This is a genomic window from Citrobacter sp. C1, assembly GCF_014596895.2.
Lineage (GTDB): Bacteria > Pseudomonadota > Gammaproteobacteria > Enterobacterales > Enterobacteriaceae > Citrobacter > Citrobacter gillenii.
Map to the genome: position 1 here is coordinate 4,024,856 of NZ_CP115035.1, position 25,525 is coordinate 4,050,380.

A 25,525-nucleotide genomic window follows, 5' to 3' on the forward strand; every position below is an offset into this window, starting at 1 on the left:
CTGTTGACTATTGTTGCCGGATGACGGCGCACACGCCTTATCCGGCCTACAAACTCATCGGGTATTTAAGAGACTTAAAGCTGACTAAAGAGGTTTAACTCACTCACCTGCGAGTACGTTTTTAAGGTGGCTTCCATTGCCATCTCCAGACCGGTAAAGGTAATGGATGCCGGACCGTAATCGAGATCGCTCAGCGAGCTCATTAACTGCTCGTTAGAGGTGGAAATATCCGTCTGCGCGTCACTCATCATCGTCATCGTGTTCTGCGACTCGCCCAGTGATGCGATAGAAGCGTTCAGTGAATCCGACGCGTCGTCAACCACGTCAATGGCACTGGAGATGTCGCTTTGCACCTGCGGATCAGCCGGGTCGACTGACGGATCCTGCAACTCCTGCGACAACGAGGTCAGCGTGTTAAGCACATCCAGATTGTTGCCAAAGAAATCGCTCACTGCCACGTTGGTATCCACCTCAACACCATTCGACACGGTGGTCTCGCGATGATCGCTGTTGCCCTGATAGCTGTAGCTGTCGGTGACGCCGTCGCCATCATCGTCCACCGCCACAATAGGCGGCTGGTCATTTACCGTCCCACCGAAGACATAGTGGCCGTCTTCATCCTGGTAATTTAACGCCGCGACCATCGATTCTGTCAGGGATTGAATATCCTGACCGAGGCTGGACAGCGAGTCAGCGGTATTGGTGCCGTTAGCCGCCTGCAGCAGATCGTCACGCACAGCCAGCAAACTGTCATTGACGCCATCGAGGATCGACTCCTGCTGGCTCATCCCCGCCGAGGCGGAATCGATATTCGTCTGATACTGTTCAATCGCTGACTGCTGGCGATCCAGCTGCGTCATGCGGGTATAAGCAATCGGATCGTCCGAGGGCAGCAGAATGCTTTTTCCCGTCGCCATCTGGGTGACAACGTGCGCCAGGTCGGTGGAAAGCTTATCAAAACTCTGATTCATGGATGTATAAGATTGTTGCGCAGTCACTCGCATGATAACTCTCCAGGTTAGCTACACATTTCCAGTACGGAATCGAAAATATCCGCACCGGCGGAAATCACTTTCAGGTTGGCCTCATAAATTTGCTGATAGGTAATGAGGTTCACCGCTTCTTCGTCCATGCTAACGCCGCTGACGCTGCTTTGCTGATTCTGCGCTTCGGAATAGACGTTGGCTGCCGCTTCCGCCTCGGTCTGGTTTTGCTGGCTATAGATACCGATATTGCTGATGATCGACGAACACGCTTCCCCTACCGTCACGCTTCCCAGTCCGTCAATCTCCAGCGGTTCGGTGGAGATGTTGATCAACGCCTGCAGGTTATCGCTGTTGCCGCTTTCGTCCGGTGAGCTGGAAAATGCCAGTTCATCGGCGGTGATATCCGGGTTGACCTCCAGCGGGCCATCGGCTGAATTTTCATCATAAATAAACAGCGGCTCCCCGGGATTACCGTTCAGATCGTAACCCTGGGCCAGTTGGGTGTTGACGGCATCGGCAAACTGCGACGCCATGCTGTTGATGGTATCCGTCAGCGGAGTCAGCACGTCATTTTGATAATCAAACAGCGCCCCCATTGATCCACCGGTATCGGTATTCATGGTAGAGGTGGTGCCGGCGAAGGTCAGCGACATCGTTTGTGAGCCGTCGGCATTGGTTTCGAGCGCAATGGTCGAGCTCTCCTGCCCGCTAACTAACGGCTGACCGTTTTTCAGCGTTACGTCGTAGTTACCCTGATCGTCAGTGTTGACCTGTACGTCCATGATGCCGCTGAGCTGTTCGACCATCTGATCACGGGCGTCATACAGCGCGGAAGCGTTATCGCCGTTGGCTTCTGCCTCAGCGATTTGCTGGTTGTAGCTGGCAATCCCACTGGTCAGGGTGTTGACCTGCGCCACCATCGCTTGCTCCTGGCTGACGATTTCACTGCTTTGCGAGTCAATATAATCCAGCGTGTTATTGACACGCAGCGCCAGCGCGCCGGATTCGCTGATCACCTGCTCGCGCAGGGCGGAGTCATCGGGGCTGGAGGTCGCGGCATTGAGCGCGGCAAAAAAATCATCAAAACCGCCGCTCAGGCTGGTGTTGTCGTCGCTGAGCACCGTTTCCAGCTGGGTTAAATATTCCTGCTGGGTGCTGTAGTAGCCGTTATCGCTGGCGGCGTACCATACCTGGCTGACCTGATACTGGTTGGACACACGGCGAATGCTGTCGACCTGCACCCCGTTACCCGCGCTGTTTGACGAACCCGAGCTGGCGCCAATGCTGCTGATCATCGCCACCTGGCGGGTATAGCCATCCGTCATCGCGTTAGCGGTGTTTTGCGCCGTTACGTTCAGCTCTACCTGCGCCGTACTGGCGCCGCTGTAGCCGATACTAATCATATCCATCAAAAAATCCTCGCCGGCCTGCTGCCCGGTGTCTCGTTAACAACCTTGCTGATAAAGAGCGGCGAAAACCTGACGGTTCTTAAGTCGCCGCCGGGCTTTACCCTTTGTGATGGGGCGACAGCTGCTTCACAATCATCGCCGCAATCCCGATACCGTGCTGCTGCGACAGCGAGTTACACAGTTGGTCATCATAAAAACCCTGCATCATGCGTACCGAGTCACTGTTGAGCGGGTTATCTTTTGAATCAAAGATTTCGTTGGTTTTACGCATCTCTTTCAACATATTGCGTAAGAAAATCGCCTCAAACTGCTGTGCGGCTTTCTGCAAATCGTTGCTTTTGATTTTGGGACCCATTAAGGCATCGCTGCCATCCGTGCCGCCGCTGCGATTCACTTTGATATCTGTCATTAAATAACCTCCAGATCGGCATCCAGCGCACCCGCTTCATGCAACGCCTGCAAAATAGACATAATGTCGTCCGGCGTGGCCCCGAGGCTATTTAGCGCATTAACCAACGTTTTCAGGCTGCTGGATTCGGGCAGAGAGATGATGCCAGGGCGCGCGTGGTTAACCGAAATGTTGCTTTGCGGCGTGACGGCAGTACGTCCTCCCGCCAGTGCGTTCGGCTGACTGACGTTGCTGGATTCATTGATCGATACCGTCAGGCTGCCGTGAGATACCGCCGCCGCATGCAGCGCGATCCCCTCACCCATCACCACGGTGCCGGTACGCGAATTGAACACCACACGAGCGCGGACTTTCTCAGCCTGCACCTGCACATCATCCAGCTGCGACATAAACGCCACGCGCGCACCGGGACTGGTCGGGGCGGTGACGACGACGTTGGTCGAGCTTTGCGCGGTAGCAATGCCGCCAAACGCCGCATTGATCGCCCCGGCAATATTATTGGCGTCTTTAAAAGAAGGGCGTTTCAGGTTTAGGGTGATAGTGTTGCCCAACTGGAAGTCGCTGGGAATTTCACGTTCCACCGACGCCCCATTGGGGATAAGTCCGGCGGTAGGCGTATTCACCGTCACGCTGGAGCCACTGGCGCCGGTCGCATTCATCCCGCCAACCACCACACTTCCCTGCGCTAGCGCATAAACTTCACCATCTGCACCATGCAGTTGGGTTAACAATAAGGTGCCGCCACGCAGGCTTTTAGCATCACCAATAGACGAGACGGTGACATCAATGGTCTGCCCGCGTGAGTACATCGGCGGCAGCACGGCGCTCACCGCCACCGCCGCGACGTTTTTCACCTTCGGATCGATCTTGCTCGGCAACTGCACGCCAAATTGACGCAGCATGTTGGTAATGGTCTGGTTAGTGAACTTCACCTGGTTTTTATCACCGGTTCCGTCCAGCCCGACCACCAGGCTGTAACCCACCAGTTGGTTGGTCCTGACGCCCTGCACATTGACCAGCGATTCAAGAGATTGCGCCTGCGACGTGCCCGGTACCACCAGACACAGAGCGATCACGACGGCGTTTAACGCTTTCATCCAGCGCCCGCGTAAGTGTTGCATAGTAAAATCCTGCATTAGATCGGGAACAGTGGATGGTTAAACAGACGCGTCAGCCACCCCGCCGCGTTGGCATCGCTTAATGCCCCGCGTCCGGCGTAGGAGATGCGCGCATCCGCAATCCGTTGTGATGACACCGAGTTGTCGTTCTGAATATCGTCAGCGCGTACCAGGCCACTCAGTCGAATGTATTCATCCCCCTGGTTAAGGGTGAGCCACTTCTCGCCGCGAATTTCCAGAATGCCGTTCGGCTGCACAGAATGGACTGACACCGTAATCTCGCCGCGTAAGCTGTTCTGTTGCTGCGAGGTGGCGCTGCCGTCAAAGTCACGGTTGGCATCTATCGAGCCGGACAGCTTGTCTTTGGTATGCCCAAAGATGGTCGGCGCGCCGATGTCGACGGTATTGCTCTTACCGAAGTTGGTTTTCGCCTGCTTGCTGGACTGGGTAGATTCCTCCAGGATGACGGTCAGGATATCGCCCACCCGATAGGCGCGTCGGTCCGCCGTCAACGACCAGTTATAGCCCGTTTCAAACACACCGCCCGCACGACCATCCGCCGGAGCCGGGGCCTCTGTTTTGGGGGGCGCAAAGAATTCGTCATTTTTTTTGACCAGGATAGCCTGCGATTCACACCCACTGAGCAGGGGAAGCAGCACCATCAGCCAGAGATAATTTTTCACGTTCTGCCTATTTCGTTTAAACCTTGCCGGATGGCGCTGTGCCATCCGGCATTTCACGTTGTTGCGTTACAGCGTCTGACTAATAAACTGCAGCATGTCATCTGCCGCAGAGACCATTTTGGCGTTCATCTCATAAGCACGTTGCACCGTGATCATCGCCACCATTTCGTTGACGATATCCACATTGGAGCCTTCCAGTGCCCCTGACTGCAGCGTGCCGAGCCCATCTTCACCAGGTACCCCTTCCGTTGGCTGGCCGCTGGCGGCAGTCTCCAGATACAGGTTGTCCCCTTCGGCAGAAAGCCCGGCAGGGTTAGCGAAGTTCACCAGCGTCAGCTGGCCCAGTTCAGTGGTGTCAGTATCGCCAGGTAAGATGGCCGTCACCGTGCCATCCTCACCAATTGACACGCTGGTCGCGCCGGACGGCACGTCGATTTCCGGCTGCAACGGCAAGCCCTGGGAGTTGGTCATTACCCCATCAGCATTGACCTGTAGGTCGCCGTCGCGGGTGTAGGCAATATCGCCGTTGGCCTTCTGCACCTGCAAAAAACCCTGTCCCATAATGGCAACATCCATCGAGTTCTCGGTCGTTTCCACATTGCCTTCACTGAAGGTTTTCTGGGTTCCGACAATTCGCACACCGCTGCCGAACTGCATGCCGGTCGGCATGATATTGTTTTGATCGAGCATCGAGCCCGGCGCTTCCTGAGTCTGATAGAACAGATCCTGGAACATCACGCGGTCACGCTTAAAGCCTGTGGTGTTGACGTTGGCGATGTTGTTGGCAATCGCACTCATCTCAGCATCCTGTGCCGACAGGCCGGTCTTACTGATCCATAACGCTGCATTCATAATGCTTTATTCCTGATGGGTCACGGCGGCTCAGGAGCCGGTTAACAAACGGTTGCCCGAATCACTGATCTCTTCGGCGGTTTTCATCATCTTGATTTGCGCTTCAAACTGGCGGTTCATCGCAATGGAGGACATCATTTCACTCACCGCCGACACGTTGCTGCTCTCAAGAAAGCCCCCGCTCACTTTGATGTTTTCATCGCGCTGGGCTGGAACGCCATCGGCGGTGATCAGCATGCCCTGCGCGTTTTTCGCCAGATTGTTCACTGGTATATTCACCAGCTTCAGGCGGTCAATGTCCATGGTAGCGGTGACATCACCGTCGTCTGGCGTCACCGAGAGCGTGCCGTCGCTGCCAAAAGACGCAATGGCATTCGGCGGCAGGATGATTGGGCCGTTATCGCCTAACACCACGTTACCGTTGATGGTGAGCTGCCCCTGATCGTCCTGCTGGATATTGCCGTTGCGGGTATAGACTTCGTTACCGTCTTTATCCTCAACCGCGATATAGCCAGTGCCCTGCAAGGCCACGTCGAGTGGACGCTCCGTTTTCTCCGCGATGCCGGTGCTGTCGTTCACCCCGCTTGGACTCTCCTTCGCCATATAGCGCGTATCGAATCCGCCGCCTTTCACTTTGTCATTACTCGCCATCGCCATATCCGCGCGAAACCCCGTGGTGTTGACGTTAGCGAGGTTGTTGGCGCTGATTTGCTGCTCTTGCAGCGTCTGGGTGGCCCCGCTCAGGGCGGTATATATCAAGCGATCCATTTATCCGCGCCTTACATTGCCTGGAACAGCGCATCATCAAGCTGCGTACTGGTGGAGATCACTTTTGTGTTCGCCTGGTAGTTACGCTGGGCCGTCATCAGGTCAACCAGTTCAGTGGTGATATCAACGTTGGAGCTTTCGAGCATGCCGGAGGAGAGCGTGCCGCAAGAACCGGAACCCGGTGTACCAATCAGCGGCGTGCCGGATTCCCCCGTTTGCACCCAGGCGGTGCCGCTCACCGCTTCCAGCCCATTTTCGTCGGGGAAGGTCGCCAGCACGACCTGACCTTGCAGCATGCGTTCGCCGTTGCTGTAGGTGGCGTAAACTTTTCCGTCGTCATCAACCTGCACGCCGTTTTGGGTTGCAGACGCATAACCATTGGCGGAGTTGGTGGTGACGGAGAAATCGGAACCGTACTGGGTGCAACTGGAGTAATCGACGGTCAACTCAATCGGCGCGGCCGCATCGGTAGTGAATTCAACGGTCTGCGGCGTGGTCGGTGAGGTCAACTTGCCGGTGTTCGGATCGAACGTTAAGGTGGTTGGTGCTGCGCCGTCCTGAGCAGCACCATCAAAGGTATAATCAACTTCCCAAGTGTTATCCGAGGTTTTAGTAAAGTACTGGCAAACCGAGTGCTCGTTACCCAGTGAGTCATAAACTGTGGTGGTATAGCTGTCGGAATAAGACGCGCTGTTGGTGGGATCAAACGCGACCGTGGAACGATCAATGGTGGCATCACTGGCGTCAAAGTTAGCCGTAAAGGACAAGCTGTCTGACGCTTCTGCCGGAATGTTACCGGTCTGAATTTGGATATCGGACACCGTCCCGGTTTGCAGCGTACCGCTGTCATCAACCGGATAGCCCTGCAGGTAATCGCCGGACGCATTGACGATATAGCCATTTTTGTCCGTTACGAAGGAACCGGCGCGGGTATAGGAGATGTTCCCGGCGCTGTCGCACATCACGAAAAAGCCATCGTCGTTAATGGCCAGATCCAGCGCATTGCCCGTTGAGACCATAGAACCACCGGTGGAGATACTTTGCGCTGAACCCGCCACGCTCACGCCCATGGCCTGCGTCCCGGCATACATCGCAGAGAATTGGGTGGTCATCGATTTGTAACCCACCGTACCGGAGTTAGCGATGTTGTTACTGATCCCATCCAGTTGTTCGTTAACGGCGTTTAACCCCGTCGCTGCAATTTCATAACTCATTATTTATTCCTGTAATGTAAAATCAGATAACGTTATCGCTGTCAGAATTATCACTGCCACCGTCGGTATCAGGTGGCGTGGTGTCATCGGAACCGCCGCTGCCATCAGTGCTATCCGGCACGCCGAACTGGGTGATCATGGTGAAAGGCACTTCCCCGACGCCGTCCACGTTAAGAACCGGTGTGCTGCCATCGAGCGGAATACGCACATCCTCAACCTCACCGGTAACTTCAATAGGTACTTCCGCTTCCCCGGTGTTGGTCACCACCGACACGTTGTAATCACCCGCCGGAATACCGTAATCAGCGGGATTAATATCGAAATCCACCTGTCCAGGTCCGACGGAGGTTTCCCCTTCCGGGATCAGCGATACGGTGTAGTCATCACCGGCGGCGTCAGTGAAATGCAGATCCACATCGGTACAGCTGTCGTCCAGCGTGACGCGCCCCTGAATCTCTTTGGTGTTGTCGGCAATATCCAGCGTGGTGGTTTGCACCATAATGTCGTCACCCACCAGATTCCCTAACGCCATGACCTGAATGTTGCTCATCAGCACGGCGTTGGTATTGGCCTGAACGCTCATCTCTTCCATCATCGCCACCTGCGCCATTGAGGCGAGCTGGTCGATATAGTCTGTCGGGTCCGCTGGATCGGTGGGATCCTGATTCTCAATCTCCGCCACAAACAACGTCAGGAACGTGTCCACGCCAGAGGAATCCGTGGAGGTGGTTGTGGTTGTCGTAGTGGATGACGTGTCGCTGGTATCCGTGGTGGACGACGTGCTGCTGCTATCACCCAGGTTACTCGTGGAACCGACATTGTTCTCCGCCACCGCTGTCGGCTCTTGGGAAGAAGCCAGCGACTGCGATTGGGCATACAGAGCCAGGGCGTTCATTATGCTTCTCCTAATTTGAGTAAACTTTGCTGCATACTTTTGACGTTATTCAGCACATCAACATCCGTTTCAAAGTCACGGGACGCAGACATCATGTCAGCCATTTGCTCAACCACGTTGACGTCCGGGTACCAGACAAAACCATCCCGGTCTGCCATGGGATGGTGAGGCTCATAACGCTTCACCGCCCCGCCGCTTTGCATGACGTCCTGCACCTGAACGCTGGCGCCATCAATCGCGTGGCGGTTATGCGCACCAATCAGGCTATTGTGGTAAACGGCGGCAAAGACTGGACTACGCGCTTTGTAAGCCTGCGCCTCGCTGCTGGCGGGCGCTTCGGCGTTCGCCATGTTACTGGCGACGGTATTCAGGCGAATGGTTTGCGCCGTCATCGCCGAACCTGAAATCTGATAAATATCAGTAAACGACATGGTTATTTCCCTTCAATGGCCTCGTTGATACCGCTAAGTTGCAGGTTCAAGAAGGTCAGACTGCTTTGATAATCCATACTGTTTTGTGAGAACCGAGCCTGCTCGGTATTCAGCTCTACGGTATTGCCGTCCTCTGAGGGCTGCATCGGCACGCGGTACTTCACATCAACCTCTGGCATTACATTTGTTCGACTTGCCCGTTGCATCTCAGCGGCAAAATCAATATCTTTAGCTTTGAAATTTGGCGTATCGACGTTTGCCAGATTCGCAGTCAGTAACTCGGTCCTCTCAAGACGTAATTTCACTGCCTGCGGATGTACTCCCAACGCTTGCTGAAAACTGATTCCCATTTCTCGCATCACTCCTGCATCAATATCGCTGTTATAAGCAATATGCATGCCAACTTTTAAGTGATTGATGAGAAATGATTTTATGAAACTATCGCCCCGCATCAGGAAGCCTTCCTTCCCCTTTGTCGCAATAACCCTGCTGGCATTAAGCATTGCCTTACCACTGCATGCCGCCGTCCATCCCGTTCAGCACAGCGCCCGGGAGCAGATCAACGCGCAGGTCCTCACTGCAGCAAGTCAGCAGATCGACGCCCTGGCACAAAAACAGCAGTGGCATGACTACCGCTATACCTTCAATGTCTACATCCCTTCGATGGTTGCGACCGCCCCACTCTGTCCTTCTGAGCCGCACATTAGCGCGTCATCTCCCGCCGAAACGGCCTTAAGCCGGATGAATTTTGAAGTGAGCTGTCCAGGCCACACAGGCTGGAAGGTCAGCGTGGCGGTGCGCCCGGATGTGTTTGTGCCAGTAGTGATGCCGAAATCGTTGATTGAGCGCGACACCGTGCTGACGGTGGATGATTTACAGTTGAAGAAATATCACATCAGCGGGCAGAGAAATGAGCTGTTGATGCAACTGGACGATGCCGTCGGGCTCACCAGCAAACGCACCCTGCAGCCAGGTAAACCGCTGACTCGCGCTGAATTAGTACAACCCATTCTGGTTAAGCGCGACCAACCGGTAACTATCGTGTCGCATATGGCGGGGATCACCGCATCAATGCCCGGCGTAGCGTTGAAAAACGGCCGTAAAGGAGAAGTGATTAAAATCCGTAACACCAGCAGTCAGCGGGTGATTAGCGGCGTGGTGGATGATACGGGCATCGTCAGCACGCTAACGGCAACGCAGTAACGGGATTTTTTGTGATGGAATTAAAGTTTTCTCCTTCACGGTCGCTTTTAGCAAGTAACAGAAGAATACGCACGAGGTTGCTATGAAAATAACCCCAACGCTGTCCGGTAACCGCCCTACTCCAACGACGTCCGGGAGCAGTGCTGCCGACAAAAGCACAACGAAATCCAGCACCGTCAGCACCACGTCACTAACGGCTGATGATGTGACTCAGGCCGGGCTGCAGTCCGCTCAGCAGACGTTGAATGAAGACACGCAGGGCGATGTTGATTACGACAAAGTCGCACAAATGCAGGCTGCGCTGGCCAATGGCGATCTGCAGGTTGATACCGATCGGCTGGCAGGTGACATGCTCAGTTTTTTCCAGAAATAAGAGGTCAGAACCGTGAGTACTAAGCTGCAACAGGTGAAATTGTTGCTTCAGGGCATTCGGGAAGACGAAACGCTGTATGACACACTGCGAACTCAGTTGGAACAGCAGCGTTTGTGTATGATTCGTCGAGCCAGTGACGAGCTGTTGAGCGTCAATGAAGTCATCCAACAGCATTATGAACAGTTAAATAGCAGTAGCCTGCAGCGCCGCGCGATCCTGCAACAGCTGGGCGTGAGCGTCAATCGTCGCGGTCTGGAACAGGTATTTAGCTGGTTGCCCGGCCCACAAAAAAACGCCGCGCAAAGCTGGTGGCAGCGTCTGGAACAAAAAGCGGAACGCTGCAAATCCTATAACGAAAAGAATGGCGATCTGCTGATTCGCCAGTGCGAGTTCATTCAGTCGTTTTTGGGCACCGAGCCTGATTTTATTTACCAGCCTTAATCCTGCTACCTTCCGTTTTTAACGGAAGGCGCCTTTCCCCTGCAAATCTAACCCATTGATATATTAATTAAAAAAACAGGCACGCAAATTGCAATACAGTGCCCAGATTTGAATATTGGAATTTCTGAGAACACGTTATGAGTACGATTAATTGCTACGAGCCTGACTTTGTCCGTGCATTTTTAGCCCACAACCCGGACTCTCCCTTGCATGTCCAGATGACGTGGCAACATGAAATCCGCCAGAGCCTGGCGTTAACAGACATCGCCAGTTGCACAGCCGCCCTTGGCGATGCCAATGCTTTTGTATTGCATGTCACCCAGAGTGATTGCAACTCACAGAGCGCCCTGTTATCACCACGCGATCGGGCGCTGAATCAGGCCGCACTCAATGCCGTAACGATTGCCGGTTTAACGCCAGACCTGCGTCTGTACGCGCTGGGCATTATGCTTTCGTGGTCCGAAAAGCTGCCGGGCGACGACGCCGACACGCTGGCAAAAATTGCCTCACAGCCCAACGTCCTTGCTGACTATGCCGCAACGGGAAAATTGCAGAATCAATTTTCACGTCTACCGGCCCTGCCACAATTGCAATGCCATTTGCTGTCTCTGATGGGCGGCTTGACCTTCGACTGGGAGATCCTGCCCGAAAGCCCGCGCAAAATGACGCTGCCGCTGCAGTTGAGTTTGCTCATGATGCAGGATGCCAACAGCGAAGCTTTGCTGCTCCAGCAATTACAGAAACAGTGGCATAAAGCCCATCAGCAGTACTTTGCCGAGGAAGCCTGGATTTTCAGTAACTATCTGATCTATCGCCTCTACCATGACACCTTCCCGCAGCATGAGAGCGCCAGCATCACCCAACGTCTGTTTGAGCTGGTCACCGATTTTTACCTGATCCGTACCCTACTGAGCCTGTGGACGCTGGACGGCTCGCCGCTGAGCCAGGCTGACATTTTCGCGCTGTTTACATTGCTTGAGCGCTGGCGCCACAGCGAGGAATCAGCCTCAGTGCGCCAGCAGGTGCAGGCCATACTGCCAGCGGATTATCTGCTGTCTGCTTTTTCACTGCTTATTTGTTAGCGCCCCTTGGCCGGGAATCTACCGGCCCTTTTTTCCGTGAAGTCATCATGTCCAAATCCGCTAAAACTCGCACTATTTTGCCTGGCGTCGTTAAGACTCTGGATACCGGTCGTGAAAAACCGTTTGTCAGCGTCGTTACGCCGACCTGGAACCGTGCCGCTTTCTTGCCCTGGCTACTGTATATGTTCCGCTATCAGGATTATCCGGCGGATCGCAGAGAGCTGGTGATCCTCGATGATTCACCGCAAAGCCACCTGCCGCTTATTGAGCAACTGACGCAAGGCAAACCTGGCGCATTTAATATCCGTTATATCCACCATCCGGAAAGGCTGGCGCTGGGTAAAAAACGCAATATGCTCAATGAACTGGCGCAGGGTGAATATATTCTGTGTATGGACGATGATGACTTTTATCCGGCGGATAAAATCACCTATACCCTTGCGATGATGCAGCGCCATCGGGCGCTGATTTCCGGTTCAGACCAGATCCCTATCTGGTACAGCCACATCAATCGCATTTTTAAAACCCACCGTTTTGGCCCACAAAATATTCTCAACGGGACCTTCTGCTATCACCGTAACTATCTGAAAAAACACCGTTATGATGATGAGTGCAACCTAAGTGAAGAGGCGGGGTTCACCCATAATTTCACCGTTAACCCGCTGCAACTCCCTGGAGAACGCACCATTCTGTGTATCTCACACAGCCAGAATACGTTTGATAAAGATTTTGTACTGGGAGCCAGTGAACCGTTGCAGACCAGCCTCGAGCAGGCAATCCCCGATCCGATGCTGAAAAACTGGTATCAGAGCCTGCATAACGCCACCCACCATCAGCCGATCCACTGGGATGCCATCGATCAGGTGGTGATCGTCAACCTTGATGCGCGCGCGGATCGTCTGGGACAGATCCAACAGGAACTTGCCCGGCTGCGTGTCCCGGCGGAAAAAATCACCCGCCTGGCCGCCTGCGAAGACGTAAATGGTCAGTTGGGCCGTCGCCAGTCTCATTTGCAGGCCTTGCATCTGGCACAACAGCAGGGCTGGAAAAACTACCTGTTACTGGAAGACGATACCGTTATTCTGAAGCAAGAGAAGCACATCAGCGTGCTGAATGCGCTGCTCAGCGCCCTGCCGAAATTACCCTGGGAAGTGATCCTGCTCGGCGGTGAAATCAAACAGGGCACGGTTTTGAAAAGCCTCAACGGGATGATCCATGCCCGCGATTGCCGGAAAGTGTGCGCCTACCTGGTTAACGACCATTATTACGCCTCGCTTGCAAGGCAGATGGCGCAGGATCCGTCCGAGTCGCTGGAAGCACAATGGCAGCCCCTGCTGCGCGACGGAAAATGGCTGGCCTGCTATCCGAGCATTGCCTACCAACGCGCGGGCTATAGCGACATCGAAAAGCAGGAAACAGATAATATTCGCTTTTATTTCAATAAAATAAATAAAGCCCCCGCTAACTTTCAACCGGTAACTAGCGCACCATCTCAGCCCGTTAACGCGGTAGATAATACGATCGCCTTCTTTATGGAGACCTCGTTTCATTATGCCGTCTATCAGCCAATCATTGCCGCACTGCAAGCAATGGGGCATCCATGCTCGTTGCTGGTAAACGATCGCATTCACAAGCCTTTCCTTGATGAAATGGCGGCAACCATTAACGCTATCAACGACCCAACATTGGGTGGCGCACGTATTTCTGAAGTTATTCAGCAACGTAAACGCTTCAAATGTCTGGTCAGCCCCTACTACACTCCGGCTCTGAAAGATTTGGCCGATATTCACGTTCGCGCCATGTACGGGCTGGCAAAAGAAGAGTGGAATCATGCCTGGTGGAATACGTTCTACCACCGTATTTTGTGTTACAGCCATTACAGCAAACAAGCGCTGGATATTAACGGCAGCGCGAAGGTGGTCGGAAATCCCCGCTTTGATCGCTGGCATCAAGGACACGTTGAGACATCTCTCCCGGCATCGCTGAAATTTGATGCCAAAAAACCGACGCTACTGTATGCCCCAACCTACGGCGCATTAAGCTCACTACCGCACTGGGCGGAAAAGCTGAGCCATTTAAGCCATGACTTCAATATCATCTGCAAATTGCACCACGGTACCTGCTCTCGACCGGAAGAGGCCGCTTCGCTGACGTTGGCGCGCAAGTGTTTTAAAAACCGAACAGATGCACCGGATCACGTCCTTCCGCTGCTCGCGAAGGCCGATTACGTCCTCACCGATAACAGCGGATTTATCTTCGATGCCCTTCATGCCAACAAGCGCGTCATCCTCCTCGACTGGCCGGGTATGCAGGCGTTACTGGATGGGCAGAAAAGTTACTCCAGCCCCCGCAGTGCCGACCAGCAGATCCGAGCGATTTTGCCGGTCGCCAGCGATATGGTGGAACTCAGAAACCTGCTGTCCAGCTCAAACGACTGGAACGCGTTACAGGCGCCATTGGACGAGATCCGCCAACATTATTGCGACGCGTTTATGGATGGTAAGGCGGGGAAGAGAGCGGCCAGTGAGATTGCAGAGGTGCTGGAAAACAGCTCTCTGGTGTCAATGAATACGCTACTGCTCAGTCTGCAGAAAAAATTATTCCCATGATGCTTCCAGACTTCACAGGATAGAGATAAATGACCAGCCCATTAGTGAGTATTATCGTCACCAGTTATAACCACGCTCAATATCTTGAAGAGGCACTGGAAAGTGTTTACAAACAAACATGGAAAAATATTGAGGTTATTATTGTTGATGATGCCTCTACCGACAACTCTCAAAAAATCATCAAGAAATACCAAAAAAAACACCAGTGTAAAACGATTCTGAGAGAAGAAAATTATTACTCCCAACACATTAAAAAAGGTGAAAAACCAATAATACAAGCAATGAATCTTGCACAAGGAAAGTACATTGCTGTCGTCGACTCAGATGATCTAATCATGCCCACAAAAATCTCGCATCAGGTAAACATGATGGAGAAAAACACCAACTGTTCAATGTGTTACAGTGCTGTGCAAGTTATCATGCCCGATGGCTCGATCTTTCCATACAATAATATATTCCTCAATGGCGATGTGTTCGAACATATGCTCATCACGGGTAATTTAAGCCTCTATATTGGCTCACTTATCCGCCGGGATGCTTATTTAAGAATTGAACGTTCCCCTCCTGATTTAGTACAGGAGGACTGGGACATGTTTTTAAAGCTTGCGAAACAAGGGGAGTTTATATCTTCTGAGCGAGTCGTGGCCAAGTATCGTCGCCATAATAATAACACATGGTTCAGAAGAGATAATAGCAAGTTAATGTACCGTAACAGAATGATGATCCTCAACCAATGGAAGCATGAACCTGCATGGGTAAAAGCAATAGATGGCCGTTGGAAACAATATGCGCATCCAGATCATACATTGTTAAATAAAGACATTGATGACTTACTTATTGACGATCCGACTGATGCTCTTTTACATTACCAAGGGTATTTAGTTGCCTTAAATCATAATAACGTTAACAAAATAACATATCACATCGTACAGGCAATTATCCATTGCGATTCACGCTTACAGATCTTGCCAGAACTTTATCGCATAGCGCTTCGTCATATTGATGACCAGAAAATCAGAGAACTCATTATTTTAAGTATCAAGTCGAGATTACCTGACTCTTATCAAACAATAATCAATAACTTATCTCAGGAACATTAATAATGAAATCTTTGCAGCAGAATCCCATTACGGTTACAAAACCCTTTATGCCTCCGCTTGAAGAGTTTTTACCTTATTTAGAGGATATTTGGTCATCACGACAATTAACTAACAATGGCAGCATGCATCAGCGACTTGAGGAGCAATTAGCCGCTTATTTGAACGTCCCATATATTTCATTATTTTGTAACGCCACAATCGCACTCATTGTGGCGATGCAAGCACTAAGAATTAAAGGTGAAGTCATTACCACCCCTTACTCATTTGTTGCAACTACCCATAGTATACTCTGGAATCAATTAACACCGGTATTTGTTGATATTGATCCTGAGACTCTTAACATTAATTCCAGGCTCATTGAATCCGCAATCACCAAAAACACCGGATTAATAATGCCTGTTCATGTTTATGGGCAGAGCTGCAAAACTGAAGAAATAGAAGAAATATCAAGCAATTATGGCATTCCTACCCTCTACGATGCTGCGCATGCTTTTGCGATCGAAGATGTTGGTGGCAGCATCCTGCGTCATGGCGATCTTTCAGTACTCAGTTTTCATGCAACAAAAGTGTTCAACACGTTTGAAGGCGGCGCAATCGTTAGTTACGATAAAAAGACAAAGACACGAATTGATTACCTTAAAAACTTTGGTATCGCCGACGAAGTCACTATTGTGGCTCCCGGTATCAATGGAAAAATGAATGAGATACAGGCTGCATTCGGTTTATTACAATTGAATTATGTAGATGATGCTATCGCTAAACGTAAAAAAATCGATCAGCTATATCGTCAAAACCTGGTCGGTATCAAAGGAATAAGAATACTGAATAATACCAATTATAAAAGCAACTACAGCTACTTTCCGGTATTCATCGAATCAGACTATAAAATATCCAGAGACGAACTTTACACACGCTTAAAGAACAATAATATCCTGACCCGACGATATTTTTATCCACTACTGTCTAATTTGATGATGTATCAAAAAATGCCCGGAGCACAAAAAGAAAATCTACCGGTAGCAAACTATGCTTCGGAACACATCCTGTGTCTACCAATCTACCCGGATATGACATCTGAGGAGATTAATACAATTATCGAGTTTATTGCAGCATGACTAATATACTTATATTTCCGGCAGGGACAGAAATTGGTAAGGAAATCTATTACGCCTTACGCCATGATAAGCACATCAATATTACACTGGCCGGGTCTGATTACGACAGCCACGCCCGTCACTGTGCTTGCGCATATCATGTCATTCCAGACATAGCGCAACCGAATTGGCTGGATGCCTTGCAGCAACTACTCCAGTTAGAAAAGATCGATTATATTTTTCCGGCACATGACGATGCTCTACTTGCACTCTCTGAAAAAAGAGATGCTCTTTCAGCAACGGTGTTGTGTCCCCCCCATGAAACCTGCCACACCACCCGTTATAAAAGCAAAACATATCAGTCTCTTAGAAAAATATTACCTGTTCCTGCGGTGTATACTGACAGTAACAAAATTACGCAGTGGCCGGTTTTTGTGAAACCCGATCGTGGACAGGGAGCGCAAGGCGCCAGCTGTATTGAAACGCCAGAAGCCTTAGCGTCGCTTCTTGCCCAACAAAGTGATCTGATCGTTTGCGAATACCTTAGCGGGGATGAATATACCGTTGATTGCTTTTCCGACCGCGACCGGGGATTGCTGTTTTGCCAGCCGCGCACCCGCTCACGGATTCGTGCTGGAATTGCGATGACGTCGAGGCTGGTCACGCTTGAACACGTCGAGGAATATGCTCGTGCTATTTCAGATCGATTTCACATGCGTGGAGCCTGGTTTTTTCAGCTAAAACGCGCCGCGACAGGTGAGTTGACATTATTGGAAGTCGCTCCACGTATTGCCGGTACAATGGCGCTAAATCGCGTGAATGGCATCAATTTTCCTCTACTTACTGTCTATGAAGCAATGCGGAAAAAGATTGCTTTGCTCCCCGTCTGTAAAGAACTGCAGATTACCCGTAGTCTGTCTAATCAATACAAGCACAGCATACAATTTCAGCATGTTTATATCGATTATGATGATACCGTTATTATTAATGACAAACTCTGCCTGCTTGTCATTACCTTTTTATATCAATGTATTAATCACGGAATATCAATCCACTTAATCACTCGTCATGCTGGAGATATCCATCTAGAACTTAACACACGTCGTATTAACATGCTTTTTGATTCAATAATACATTTAGATAAAGATGCAAAGAAAAGTGACTGGATTAAACAGCAAAACTCTATTTTTATCGATGATAGTTTTTCAGAACGGATGGAAGTCTTTAACGCTAAAGAAATTCCAACCTTTGATATAAACATGCTTGAACTCTTAATTCGTGATTAAAAAATGAATAAAAACATCATATTTCTACATCTTGAAAGTCTCAATCAGACGATTTTTAGCCACAGGGAATGGTTTCCATTCCTTAGCAAAATAAATTCGCAATCCATTAGGTTTAACAACTTCATATCCAGCGCGACATCTTCACTTATGGCCTTTAGCGACCTGTTACATGGCGAAGACAATACGCTTGAGCATAATACTCACCTCGAGACAAATATTACCCTTAAGCGTCGCTGCCCACCACTTTTTGATACCCTGAAACAACATGGTTATCGTACCGCAGGAATGGGATATCCTAAAAACTGGGCCAATGTTGATTCAATATGGAGCGAAACAGACTCATTCAACTGGTACGACACATCGGCGACCATGCTCGCTGAAATGCGCCAGGTCGTGTCACAGACTGAGCCTTTTGCTTTATATTTATGGAACTTAAGCAGCCATCTTTGTTACCACGATGAGATAAAAAAAGGCGGTAAAAATAGTCTCGACAGATGGCAACGCGGATACCAAAGTATGGATATAATGATTGGCCAAACGATTAAAATACTACTCGATGCAGGAAAACTGGACAATACTATTATTGTCGGGTTCGGCGACCATGGTGATGATTTCTGGGGGCATGGATTTAATGGTGGATACGCCCATGGAATAGAGCCATACACTTCATTAGTGCACACCCCCGCGTTTATTTTCTGTCCGGGAATGAAATCTTGCGATATAAATCACATGGTTAGCATGGTTGATCTGCATAACACTGCTTTAAATTTACTGACGATTCCTACAACACCTTGTGAAGATAATCAATTTTTCGCCTTAACGCCCAAACGTAAGGTCTGTTTTAGTCGTAATCTCTTTTCCCAACAAAAAAGTCTGCACAATGGTAGCCCATTAAAGAAGGGGTATGCTGCCACTAATGAGTATTTCCATTTATTGAAGGTGGATAAAAAATATCAGATGTTTTTATGGAAAACTGACCCAACAAACCAGCTTGATATTTTAAGCTTATTAAAATATAACAAATCTGCAATCCCTTTTATCGATCTTGAAAAAGCAAACCGACAGCGAGTGGGAGGAGCACACCCACATATCACACATTTTTTCTCTCCCGATATGGCACAGGTTATCGCTGATAACTTTCATGATTTGCAGCAACAACTTGAATTATGGATTGGTGGAAAGAAAGTCCTGCGATAACAAATATCAATCATTAACCTATTTTTTATTAAGAAAATAATGAAATTACATACTACTTCATCACCACATTGCAAAATTTGCGATACTGAAGCTGATATTTATGGCGTAACTGACTTTAATGTTTCTTGCTATGGAAACAACGTTCACCGATATAACTATCCGCTAAGCGGCCATGCCGTCTATTATTATAAATGCAAGAACTGTGGATTGATATACAGCCACGCCTTTGATAAATGGTCTGATGCAGATTACTCCAGATACATTTACAATGACGAATATATAAAACATGATCCTAATTTTATTTGCAAAAGATCTCTTCACAACTTCAACTTACTTCGCAATGCATTCAAAAATCTACAAAATTTCCGTATGCTAGATTTTGGTTGCGGTGACGGACAGTTGGTACAGTTATTACAAGAATATGGCACAGATGTGGTTGGTTGGGACCCCTTCAATAATTCAGCACCCATACCAAATGAAAAGTATGAGTTTATAACGTCATTTGAAGTCATGGAGCATACACCAACGCCAGTAAAAACTATGGAGATGATAGACTCTCTTTTAGACCAAAATAATGGTAAATATTTCTTTTCAACACTGACTAACGATTTTCACCTAAATAAGCTGATGAATTTTTGGTATATAGCGCCACGTAATGGACATATCACCATCTACTCTAACAAATCCCTCGATATACTTTTTTCCAAATTCGGAATGAAAGTAAAGCATATTTCAGAGCTTTATCACTTGGCTTACAAGCATAGTGAATAAATAGAAAATCATTGTATTCCATAGCAGAACAATGCCTTGGCACATATGTCCTACTTATATGTCTTGACCACCTCAATAATCGTGGTGGTCGAAATGGCCGGTGTCCGAGGGAAATAAACGACGTCACAAAGATACGAGAAGCTATCAAAGCGGCCGGCCCAGTCATCCCCCATAACTAACATGTCGGCATTGAACTGGCGGATATAATCGGCTTTTAGTTCCAGCGACTCTTCGAGAAACACGCGATCCACGCATTTTAACCCCGCCACAATTCCCATCCGGTCAGACTGGCTGTACACCGGTGTCCGGCCTTTCTTAGCGATATTGAGCGCATCAGAGGAGACCCCTACCACCAGTTGCCCGCCTAACTGCTTCGCCCGTTGCAGGATATTGAGATGACCAACGTGAAATACATCAAAGGTGCCAAACGTGATGATTGTTTTCATTCTTGCCGAAAGACCTTATTACGTAACCAACACTGCGTGGCAATCTCATCCACGATCTTCTGTTCCTTGATAGCGACTTCGTCCTGCAGATCTTGCCGTTTTTCATCCAGCGTCATGGCAACGATTTTTTCCTGGCAGGCTGCTGCGATCAGGTTTTTCTGGATACGCACTTCTTTAATTTTCGCCAGCGTCTTTTCCTGCTCTTGCCAGGCAATCACCTTGCGCAGCGTGCTTTTATAGCCGGACACATTTTTGAGAGATTCAATGCCTGGAGCATCAACGCCGGGACCGGTTTTTTGCACCAGGTAGCCTAGCGCTTTGATGTTGTTTTCATAGCCAGAGCACAACTGTTGTTGTTTCGCCAACTGCACCGTGATGTCTTTTACTGATTTATCCCGCAGGCGCTGGAGTTGCGCCAGGGTATCAAGAATCTGTCGCACGGTTATTTACCTTCTGCTTTCGATTTGGCAACCGGGAAAAGGGCTTGCAGACGATTTTGTACCAGCTCCAAAGAGGCGGGTTCGCTCACCTCCTGACGCAGAAAACGCTCAATCGCCGGGAAAATTTTGACCGCTTTGTCAACGCCGGGGTCAGCGCCTGCGACATAGCCACCGAGCGGAATCAACGGTTTGATTTCCATGTAGGCGGCGTAGTTCTGTTTTAGCGCCCGGGCGGCCTGCTGGTGCTCCGGGCGGGTGACCTGGGTCATGCAGCGACTGATCGACTGGGCAATATCGATAGCGGGGTAATGCCCGCCTTCCGCCAGCTTGCGGGTCAATACGATGTGCCCATCCAGCACCGCGCGCGCGCAGTCAACGATCGGATCCTGCTGATCGTCCCCTTCCGCCAGCACCGTATAAATAGCGGTCATCGATCCTGTGCTTTCGCTGTTGCCCGCGCTTTCAACCAGCTTTGGGATCATGCCAAATGCCGACGGCGGATAGCCTTTGGTCGCCGGGGGTTCCCCCAGAGAAAGCGCTATTTCACGCTGCGCCATGGCGTAACGGGTGAGCGAATCCACCAGCAGTAAAACGTGGTGGCCGCGGTCACGAAACCACGCGGCTATAGAGTGGCACAGCTCGGTGGCTTTTAAGCGCATGAGGGGGGATTCATCCGCCGGGGCGGCGACGATAATCGATTTTGCCAGTCCTTCTGCCCCCAGCGAGTGATCGATAAATTCTTTTACTTCACGGCCGCGCTCGCCGATAAGCCCAACCACCACGATATCAGCCTTGGTCTGCCGGGTGATCATCCCCAGCAGCACGCTTTTGCCGACGCCACTCCCCGCCATTAGCCCAACTCGCTGGCCCTTACCGATGGTTAGTAATCCATTGATGGCCTTCACACCGACATCCAGCGGTTGATTGACCGACTGGCGGGTAAGCGGGTTGATTGACGGGGCTTGAGATGGCAGTACGTCATTGCCGGTCAGACGCCCTTTGGCATCCAGCGGTTCGCCGAGGCCGTTGACCACCCGACCCAGCCAGCTTTCGCTAATCAAAATTTCCTGGGCTTTTTCTTCGGGGAACACCCGTGCACCTGCCATCAGCCCGACTGGATGTTTGAAGGGCATCAGGTAGGTAATGTCACGGTTAAACCCCACTGCCTGCGCATCAATTAACGTGTGGTTGGCACTTTCAACGCGGCACAGTTGGCCGGTCATCAGCGGGCATCCCACGCTCTCGAGCAAAATACCGTTCACCCGCACCAGTCGGCCGGCAACCCGGGCAAGCGGAATCGACTCAATAGCGCGCAACGCGTTGTCAAAGAATGAAGGGTCACTCACCCTGCGGCTCCGGCAGCAACGTCTCTTTCAGTGCCGACATGCATTGATCGAGCCGGTGTTCGCAGCCGATATCCAGCTCGGACTTATCGGTAATGACCCGGCATTCGCCCGCCTGCAAATCGGCTGAAGGCGTCAGCCCCCATTCATTCACCTTTTCCGGCGCAGCATCTTTGATGCGATTAAACTCGTCGTTACTCAGCAGCACCTGTAACGACTCGGGCAGGGTCGGAAAGGCCGAGATCGCCTCTTCGACCAGTGAGAGGAGTTGCGTCGGTTGCAGCGCCAGTTCACAGCGAATCACCTGACGGGTCACCTTTTCAACCAGTTGCAGCAGGTCTTCTCGTTGTTTACGCTGAATGTGCGCCAGATAGTCATTCACCCGGCCAGAAATACCGTCCAGCGGTTGTGCCGCGAGGGCAAATTGTTTGCGCCCTTCCTGCTGCCCGGCGAGGCTGCCTTCGGTATACCCCTGACGAGAGCCCTCTTCCTGGCCCTTTTGATGCCCTTCCTGAAAGCCCTGTTCATGACCTTCAGTCATTCCCTGTTCAAAGCCTTTTTGCAGCCCTTCCTGGAAACCGTCCATTAACTGGCGTTGATAATCCGCCGGGGTAATCCCCGGCGTGAGCTGCTCTGTTTGCAAATGGCGCTGACGCGGAGGAAAGCGGTGCAGTCGGTAACGACCACGAATGGTTTCAATCGCCATGGTTTACTCCGCCGTCTGTTCAGCAAACAGCTGTAGCTGAATTTCACCCGCTTCTTCAAGTTCACGGGCAATCCCCATGATTTCACGGCGGATTTGTTCAATGCGACTCACCGGCACCGGGCCAAGACGCGAGGTGATCGCTTCCAGTTGCTGCGCCTGACGCTTCGGCATAACCGCATAAATAGAACGACGTAGCAGCGTCTCGGTGCCTTTCAGCGCCACCGCCCAGTCTTCCATCGGCACTTCGTCGAGCAAGCGACGACGTACCTCATCAGTTTGACGGCTCAGAATAAAGAAGTCGTACATCTCATCCTGTAGCTGTTCCAGCACATCTTCATCGCGTTCACGCAGCTGGTCGAGGATCACCTGCTGGTTGCCCTGGAAGCGGTTGACGATGTCGGCCGCCTGTTTGATACCTTTCACTTTCGAGCCATGTTCGGACAGCACCGATAAACCACGTTCAATCAGACGATCCAACTCATCGACGACGTCCCGATTCACGTCATTCAGTTTCGCCACCCGATAGAGGATCTCATTCTGCACCGACTCGTTCATATACGAGAGCACCGTGGCCGAAATTTCCGGTGTCAAAAAAGCGAGAAATACCGCCTGCAATTGCAGGTGTTCTTCCGAGATCAAGATCGCCAACTGACGCGGCTCGACCCACTGCAAACGCGCCATACGTGAGCGGATCTCATCGCCATAGATCCCATTGATTACGCTACTGGCGATTTCAGTGCCCAGCGCTTTATTTAAAATACCTTGCAGCATCGAGCGCGATGCACCATTGATGCCACTCTGCTCGCGGAACTCATCAAAGAAATTATTGATGACCTTTCTCGCCATGCTGGTTTTCACCCCGGACAGACGCGCCATATTTTCACTCAGGCGAACCACCTCTTCACGGCTGAGCTTTTGCATCACCGTCGCTGCCGCTTCCTCTCCCAGACACAACAATAGAATTGCGGCCTGTTCCAGGTAGCTGTTGGTACTGCCGTTACTTGTTGTCAATTCGCTCATTGCTGGTAATCCATTGTCTGAGAACTTCAGCTACGCGATCGGTGTCGCTCATCGCCAGTTTTTGCAGGAACTCCAGCTTCACTTCCAGACCGGAACTCTGCGAAGGCAGGCTGTCGTCGCCAGGGAAAGAAGGCAGTTCAATATTTTTGCGTTCATCATCCGCAGCGGTAAGTTGCGCTGCCGGGACAGGCAGTACATCCACGTCCATCACAGGCTCATGAGGACGCGGTTTTTGCCGTATCGCCGTCAGACGCTTCATCACCGGGCGCACCACGAACAACAGGAGCAGCAGCGCTAGCAGACCGCAGCCGATCATGCGTACCCAGGCCAGAATGCTGTCATCCTTCCAGAACGGGATAACCGGTTCTACCGGGACCGCCTGCGGCACAAAGTTAAGCAGGGACAGAGACAGATTATCGCCGCGCTGGGCGTCGATACCCGCCGCATTGTTCAGCAACGCGGTCAACTGCGCGGTTTGCTCAGGCTTCCAGCCTTTCAGCGCCGGTGCGCTCTGATTAAGCACTACCGCCACATTCAAGCGGTTAACTGTAAATCCAGGACGCTGGATGTGCTGCACGCTGCGGTCATAGGAGTAATCGCGCTTGCTTTCGCTGTGTTTTGACAGCGCGGCAGGATCGCGTGAGTCGGCAGTGGTATCAGTCGCTCCAGTCGCAACCTGATTGGGGGCCAGCGGCGGACGATTGCTGAGTGAACCCGGGATCCCCATCGCGATTTGGTTGGTATCGCTATCCAGAACATTCTCTTCGCGGTTGAGTTTCGGATCGTTGCCGTAATGCTCTTTTGTTTCGTCAATATTGCTCAGATCGAGATCGGGCATCACGCTCACCCGGTAATTACCTGCCCCCACCAGCGAATCGAGCACGTTCGCCAGGCTGGCACGCGTTTTATCCTGAATGTCTTTGAGGATCTGATCGTGTTTGCGGGTCGCGGCTGAAACGGCCTCGCCCGAGGCGATCCCGTCAGTCAGCAGATTACCGGCCTGATCGACGACGCTAACTTTCGACGCATTCAGACCCGGAATACTCCCGGAAACCAGATGCACAATGGCATTGACCTGATCCATATTCAGCTTCGCGCCATAGTGCAGTCGCACCACCACCGAGGCGCTGTTTTGCGGCTCATCGCTGACGACAAACGAACTTTCTTCATTCAGTGCCAGATGCACGCGCGCGCTTTCGACAGAATCCAGCGTCATGACGCTTTGCGCCAGTTCACCTTCAAGGCTGCGCTTATAGCGGATGTTCTGCACAAATTGGCTGCTGCCCAGCACTTCGTCTTTGTCCATCAGCTCGTAGCCGCTGGGCAACATCGCCTGCACACCTTTGGCGGCAAGGGTCATTCGCGTTTTGGACAGCGCATCGTCAGGAACCAGAATCTGCCCACTTTGCGGATCGATACGGTATTCCAGCTTTTCGCCATCCAGTACGGTGACTATCTGGGATACCGGCAGGTTTTCCTGTCGACCGTACAGCGAAACGTAGCCGTGATTCCCATTCCACAGCACGCTGACAATTATCGCCGTAGCCGCAATGGCCGCTGCTGCCAGTAACGCCCAGCGCTTATTGCCGTCCAGTTTGAACGACACGGCCGGGAAGGATTGCGTTATTTTTTTTATTAATTCATTCATA

27 protein-coding genes are annotated in these 25,525 nt (G+C 51.1%); 10 read left to right on the forward strand and 17 right to left on the reverse strand.

Features of this window, described 5'->3' with window-relative positions; all coding sequences use genetic code 11:
* Nucleotides 1-74 precede the first annotated feature (74 nt).
* The 11 genes from flgL to IB214_RS19400 form a co-directional block, all read right to left on the reverse strand.
* Nucleotides 75-1,004 carry a flagellar hook-associated protein FlgL gene (gene flgL / locus IB214_RS19350; RefSeq protein WP_117342036.1) on the reverse strand — a complete coding sequence of 310 codons (930 nt, stop codon included), beginning with the start codon at nucleotides 1,002-1,004 and terminating at the stop codon, nucleotides 75-77.
* 14 nt (nucleotides 1,005-1,018) lie between these two features.
* Entirely contained in the window at nucleotides 1,019-2,395 is a 1,377-nt protein-coding gene (gene flgK, locus IB214_RS19355) for a flagellar hook-associated protein FlgK (protein WP_117342035.1), read from the reverse strand.
* 97 nt (nucleotides 2,396-2,492) lie between these two features.
* On the reverse strand, nucleotides 2,493-2,795 hold the full coding sequence (locus IB214_RS19360; protein ID WP_117342267.1) for a rod-binding protein: 303 nt from the start codon (nucleotides 2,793-2,795) through the stop codon (nucleotides 2,493-2,495).
* 8 nt (nucleotides 2,796-2,803) lie between these two features.
* Nucleotides 2,804-3,925 (reverse strand): flagellar basal body P-ring protein FlgI, encoded by a 1,122-nt coding sequence (locus tag IB214_RS19365; RefSeq protein ID WP_135953035.1) that lies wholly within the window; start codon nucleotides 3,923-3,925, stop codon nucleotides 2,804-2,806.
* Nucleotides 3,926-3,939: 14 nt separating this feature from the next.
* Nucleotides 3,940-4,605: a flagellar basal body L-ring protein FlgH gene (gene flgH / locus IB214_RS19370; protein ID WP_117342266.1), complete on the reverse strand. Its 666-nt coding sequence runs from the start codon at nucleotides 4,603-4,605 to the stop codon at nucleotides 3,940-3,942.
* 66 nt (nucleotides 4,606-4,671) lie between these two features.
* Entirely contained in the window at nucleotides 4,672-5,457 is a 786-nt protein-coding gene (gene flgG, locus IB214_RS19375) for a flagellar basal-body rod protein FlgG (RefSeq protein WP_117342033.1), read from the reverse strand.
* 30 nt (nucleotides 5,458-5,487) lie between these two features.
* Nucleotides 5,488-6,225, reverse strand: coding sequence for a flagellar basal body rod protein FlgF (locus IB214_RS19380; RefSeq protein WP_117342032.1), 738 nt, complete (start codon nucleotides 6,223-6,225; stop codon nucleotides 5,488-5,490).
* Nucleotides 6,226-6,236: 11 nt separating this feature from the next.
* Nucleotides 6,237-7,439 (reverse strand): flagellar hook protein FlgE, encoded by a 1,203-nt coding sequence (gene flgE, locus IB214_RS19385; RefSeq protein ID WP_117342031.1) that lies wholly within the window; start codon nucleotides 7,437-7,439, stop codon nucleotides 6,237-6,239.
* A gap of 22 nt (nucleotides 7,440-7,461) precedes the next feature.
* Nucleotides 7,462-8,334, reverse strand: coding sequence for a flagellar hook capping FlgD N-terminal domain-containing protein (locus IB214_RS19390; RefSeq protein WP_117342030.1), 873 nt, complete (start codon nucleotides 8,332-8,334; stop codon nucleotides 7,462-7,464).
* Entirely contained in the window at nucleotides 8,334-8,765 is a 432-nt protein-coding gene (flgC, locus tag IB214_RS19395; RefSeq protein ID WP_117342029.1) for a flagellar basal body rod protein FlgC, read from the reverse strand. Before flgC ends, IB214_RS19390 begins: the two co-directional genes overlap by 1 nt.
* A gap of 2 nt (nucleotides 8,766-8,767) precedes the next feature.
* Complete coding sequence (locus IB214_RS19400) at nucleotides 8,768-9,115, reverse strand: flagellar basal body protein (protein WP_117342265.1); 348 nt, start codon at nucleotides 9,113-9,115, stop codon at nucleotides 8,768-8,770.
* Between the two features lie 82 nt (nucleotides 9,116-9,197).
* On the opposite strand from IB214_RS19400, the gene flgA reads away from it, so the two are divergent.
* The 10 genes from flgA to IB214_RS19450 all read left to right on the forward strand — a co-directional run bounded on the left by flgA (nucleotide 9,198) and on the right by IB214_RS19450 (nucleotide 19,921).
* Entirely contained in the window at nucleotides 9,198-9,968 is a 771-nt protein-coding gene (flgA, locus tag IB214_RS19405) for a flagellar basal body P-ring formation chaperone FlgA (RefSeq protein ID WP_117342028.1), read from the forward strand.
* Nucleotides 9,969-10,050: 82 nt separating this feature from the next.
* Entirely contained in the window at nucleotides 10,051-10,341 is a 291-nt protein-coding gene (flgM, locus tag IB214_RS19410; protein ID WP_117342027.1) for a flagellar biosynthesis anti-sigma factor FlgM, read from the forward strand.
* Nucleotides 10,342-10,353: 12 nt separating this feature from the next.
* A complete protein-coding gene (locus IB214_RS19415) occupies nucleotides 10,354-10,782 on the forward strand; it encodes a flagellar protein FlgN (RefSeq protein WP_117342026.1) in 429 nt (142 codons plus the stop codon).
* Between the two features lie 137 nt (nucleotides 10,783-10,919).
* Entirely contained in the window at nucleotides 10,920-11,864 is a 945-nt protein-coding gene (locus IB214_RS19420; RefSeq protein ID WP_117342025.1) for a lysine-N-methylase, read from the forward strand.
* A gap of 47 nt (nucleotides 11,865-11,911) precedes the next feature.
* The gene (locus IB214_RS19425; protein WP_117342024.1) at nucleotides 11,912-14,473 is read left to right on the forward strand and encodes a glycosyltransferase family 2 protein; all 2,562 of its coding nucleotides are present in this window, start codon (nucleotides 11,912-11,914) and stop codon (nucleotides 14,471-14,473) included.
* Nucleotides 14,474-14,502: 29 nt separating this feature from the next.
* The gene (locus IB214_RS19430; protein ID WP_117342023.1) at nucleotides 14,503-15,573 is read left to right on the forward strand and encodes a glycosyltransferase family 2 protein; all 1,071 of its coding nucleotides are present in this window, start codon (nucleotides 14,503-14,505) and stop codon (nucleotides 15,571-15,573) included.
* A gap of 2 nt (nucleotides 15,574-15,575) precedes the next feature.
* Nucleotides 15,576-16,688 carry a DegT/DnrJ/EryC1/StrS family aminotransferase gene (locus IB214_RS19435; protein WP_117342022.1) on the forward strand — a complete coding sequence of 371 codons (1,113 nt, stop codon included), beginning with the start codon at nucleotides 15,576-15,578 and terminating at the stop codon, nucleotides 16,686-16,688.
* Nucleotides 16,685-17,953: an ATP-grasp domain-containing protein gene (locus tag IB214_RS19440; protein ID WP_117342021.1), complete on the forward strand. Its 1,269-nt coding sequence runs from the start codon at nucleotides 16,685-16,687 to the stop codon at nucleotides 17,951-17,953. The genes IB214_RS19435 and IB214_RS19440 overlap by 4 nt, the downstream gene beginning before the upstream one ends.
* 3 nt (nucleotides 17,954-17,956) lie before the next feature.
* Complete coding sequence (locus tag IB214_RS19445) at nucleotides 17,957-19,150, forward strand: sulfatase-like hydrolase/transferase (protein ID WP_117342020.1); 1,194 nt, start codon at nucleotides 17,957-17,959, stop codon at nucleotides 19,148-19,150.
* A gap of 39 nt (nucleotides 19,151-19,189) precedes the next feature.
* Nucleotides 19,190-19,921 carry a class I SAM-dependent methyltransferase gene (locus IB214_RS19450; RefSeq protein ID WP_117342019.1) on the forward strand — a complete coding sequence of 244 codons (732 nt, stop codon included), beginning with the start codon at nucleotides 19,190-19,192 and terminating at the stop codon, nucleotides 19,919-19,921.
* A gap of 50 nt (nucleotides 19,922-19,971) precedes the next feature.
* On the opposite strand, the gene IB214_RS19455 is transcribed toward IB214_RS19450, so the two are convergent.
* Genes IB214_RS19455 through fliF form a run of 6 tightly spaced genes read right to left on the reverse strand, consistent with a single transcriptional unit; the run spans nucleotide 19,972 to nucleotide 25,524 of the window.
* Nucleotides 19,972-20,367: an adenylyltransferase/cytidyltransferase family protein gene (locus IB214_RS19455; RefSeq protein ID WP_117342018.1), complete on the reverse strand. Its 396-nt coding sequence runs from the start codon at nucleotides 20,365-20,367 to the stop codon at nucleotides 19,972-19,974.
* Entirely contained in the window at nucleotides 20,364-20,807 is a 444-nt protein-coding gene (fliJ, locus tag IB214_RS19460) for a flagellar export protein FliJ (protein ID WP_117342017.1), read from the reverse strand. Before fliJ ends, IB214_RS19455 begins: the two co-directional genes overlap by 4 nt.
* Before the next feature lie 2 nt (nucleotides 20,808-20,809).
* A complete protein-coding gene (gene fliI / locus IB214_RS19465; protein ID WP_117342016.1) occupies nucleotides 20,810-22,153 on the reverse strand; it encodes a flagellar protein export ATPase FliI in 1,344 nt (447 codons plus the stop codon).
* Complete coding sequence (fliH, locus tag IB214_RS19470) at nucleotides 22,146-22,856, reverse strand: flagellar assembly protein FliH (protein ID WP_117342015.1); 711 nt, start codon at nucleotides 22,854-22,856, stop codon at nucleotides 22,146-22,148. The genes fliI and fliH overlap by 8 nt, the downstream gene beginning before the upstream one ends.
* A gap of 3 nt (nucleotides 22,857-22,859) precedes the next feature.
* Nucleotides 22,860-23,876: a flagellar motor switch protein FliG gene (locus IB214_RS19475; protein WP_117342014.1), complete on the reverse strand. Its 1,017-nt coding sequence runs from the start codon at nucleotides 23,874-23,876 to the stop codon at nucleotides 22,860-22,862.
* On the reverse strand, nucleotides 23,854-25,524 hold the full coding sequence (gene fliF / locus IB214_RS19480) for a flagellar basal-body MS-ring/collar protein FliF (RefSeq protein WP_117342013.1): 1,671 nt from the start codon (nucleotides 25,522-25,524) through the stop codon (nucleotides 23,854-23,856). The genes IB214_RS19475 and fliF overlap by 23 nt, the downstream gene beginning before the upstream one ends.
* Between the last annotated feature and the right edge of the window lies 1 nt (nucleotide 25,525).

Excerpts from the sequence above, each read along its gene's own strand:
- flgL (WP_117342036.1), bottom strand. The coding sequence starts at position 1,004 with ATGCGAGTGACTGCGCAACAATCTTATACATCCATGAATCAGAGTTTT.
- flgK (WP_117342035.1), bottom strand. The coding sequence starts at position 2,395 with ATGGATATGATTAGTATCGGCTACAGCGGCGCCAGTACGGCGCAGGTA.
- IB214_RS19365 (WP_135953035.1), bottom strand. The coding sequence starts at position 3,925 with ATGCAACACTTACGCGGGCGCTGGATGAAAGCGTTAAACGCCGTCGTG.
- flgG (WP_117342033.1), bottom strand. The coding sequence starts at position 5,457 with ATGAATGCAGCGTTATGGATCAGTAAGACCGGCCTGTCGGCACAGGAT.
- IB214_RS19380 (WP_117342032.1), bottom strand. The coding sequence starts at position 6,225 with ATGGATCGCTTGATATATACCGCCCTGAGCGGGGCCACCCAGACGCTG.
- flgE (WP_117342031.1), bottom strand. The coding sequence starts at position 7,439 with ATGAGTTATGAAATTGCAGCGACGGGGTTAAACGCCGTTAACGAACAA.
- IB214_RS19390 (WP_117342030.1), bottom strand. The coding sequence starts at position 8,334 with ATGAACGCCCTGGCTCTGTATGCCCAATCGCAGTCGCTGGCTTCTTCC.
- flgC (WP_117342029.1), bottom strand. The coding sequence starts at position 8,765 with ATGTCGTTTACTGATATTTATCAGATTTCAGGTTCGGCGATGACGGCG.
- IB214_RS19400 (WP_117342265.1), bottom strand. The coding sequence starts at position 9,115 with ATGGGAATCAGTTTTCAGCAAGCGTTGGGAGTACATCCGCAGGCAGTG.
- flgA (WP_117342028.1), top strand. The coding sequence starts at position 9,198 with ATGAAACTATCGCCCCGCATCAGGAAGCCTTCCTTCCCCTTTGTCGCA.
- flgM (WP_117342027.1), top strand. The coding sequence starts at position 10,051 with ATGAAAATAACCCCAACGCTGTCCGGTAACCGCCCTACTCCAACGACG.
- IB214_RS19420 (WP_117342025.1), top strand. The coding sequence starts at position 10,920 with ATGAGTACGATTAATTGCTACGAGCCTGACTTTGTCCGTGCATTTTTA.
- IB214_RS19425 (WP_117342024.1), top strand. The coding sequence starts at position 11,912 with ATGTCCAAATCCGCTAAAACTCGCACTATTTTGCCTGGCGTCGTTAAG.
- IB214_RS19430 (WP_117342023.1), top strand. The coding sequence starts at position 14,503 with ATGACCAGCCCATTAGTGAGTATTATCGTCACCAGTTATAACCACGCT.
- IB214_RS19435 (WP_117342022.1), top strand. The coding sequence starts at position 15,576 with ATGAAATCTTTGCAGCAGAATCCCATTACGGTTACAAAACCCTTTATG.
- IB214_RS19440 (WP_117342021.1), top strand. The coding sequence starts at position 16,685 with ATGACTAATATACTTATATTTCCGGCAGGGACAGAAATTGGTAAGGAA.
- IB214_RS19445 (WP_117342020.1), top strand. The coding sequence starts at position 17,957 with ATGAATAAAAACATCATATTTCTACATCTTGAAAGTCTCAATCAGACG.
- IB214_RS19450 (WP_117342019.1), top strand. The coding sequence starts at position 19,190 with ATGAAATTACATACTACTTCATCACCACATTGCAAAATTTGCGATACT.
- IB214_RS19455 (WP_117342018.1), bottom strand. The coding sequence starts at position 20,367 with ATGAAAACAATCATCACGTTTGGCACCTTTGATGTATTTCACGTTGGT.
- fliH (WP_117342015.1), bottom strand. The coding sequence starts at position 22,856 with ATGGCGATTGAAACCATTCGTGGTCGTTACCGACTGCACCGCTTTCCT.
- IB214_RS19475 (WP_117342014.1), bottom strand. The coding sequence starts at position 23,876 with ATGAGCGAATTGACAACAAGTAACGGCAGTACCAACAGCTACCTGGAA.
- fliF (WP_117342013.1), bottom strand. The coding sequence starts at position 25,524 with ATGAATGAATTAATAAAAAAAATAACGCAATCCTTCCCGGCCGTGTCG.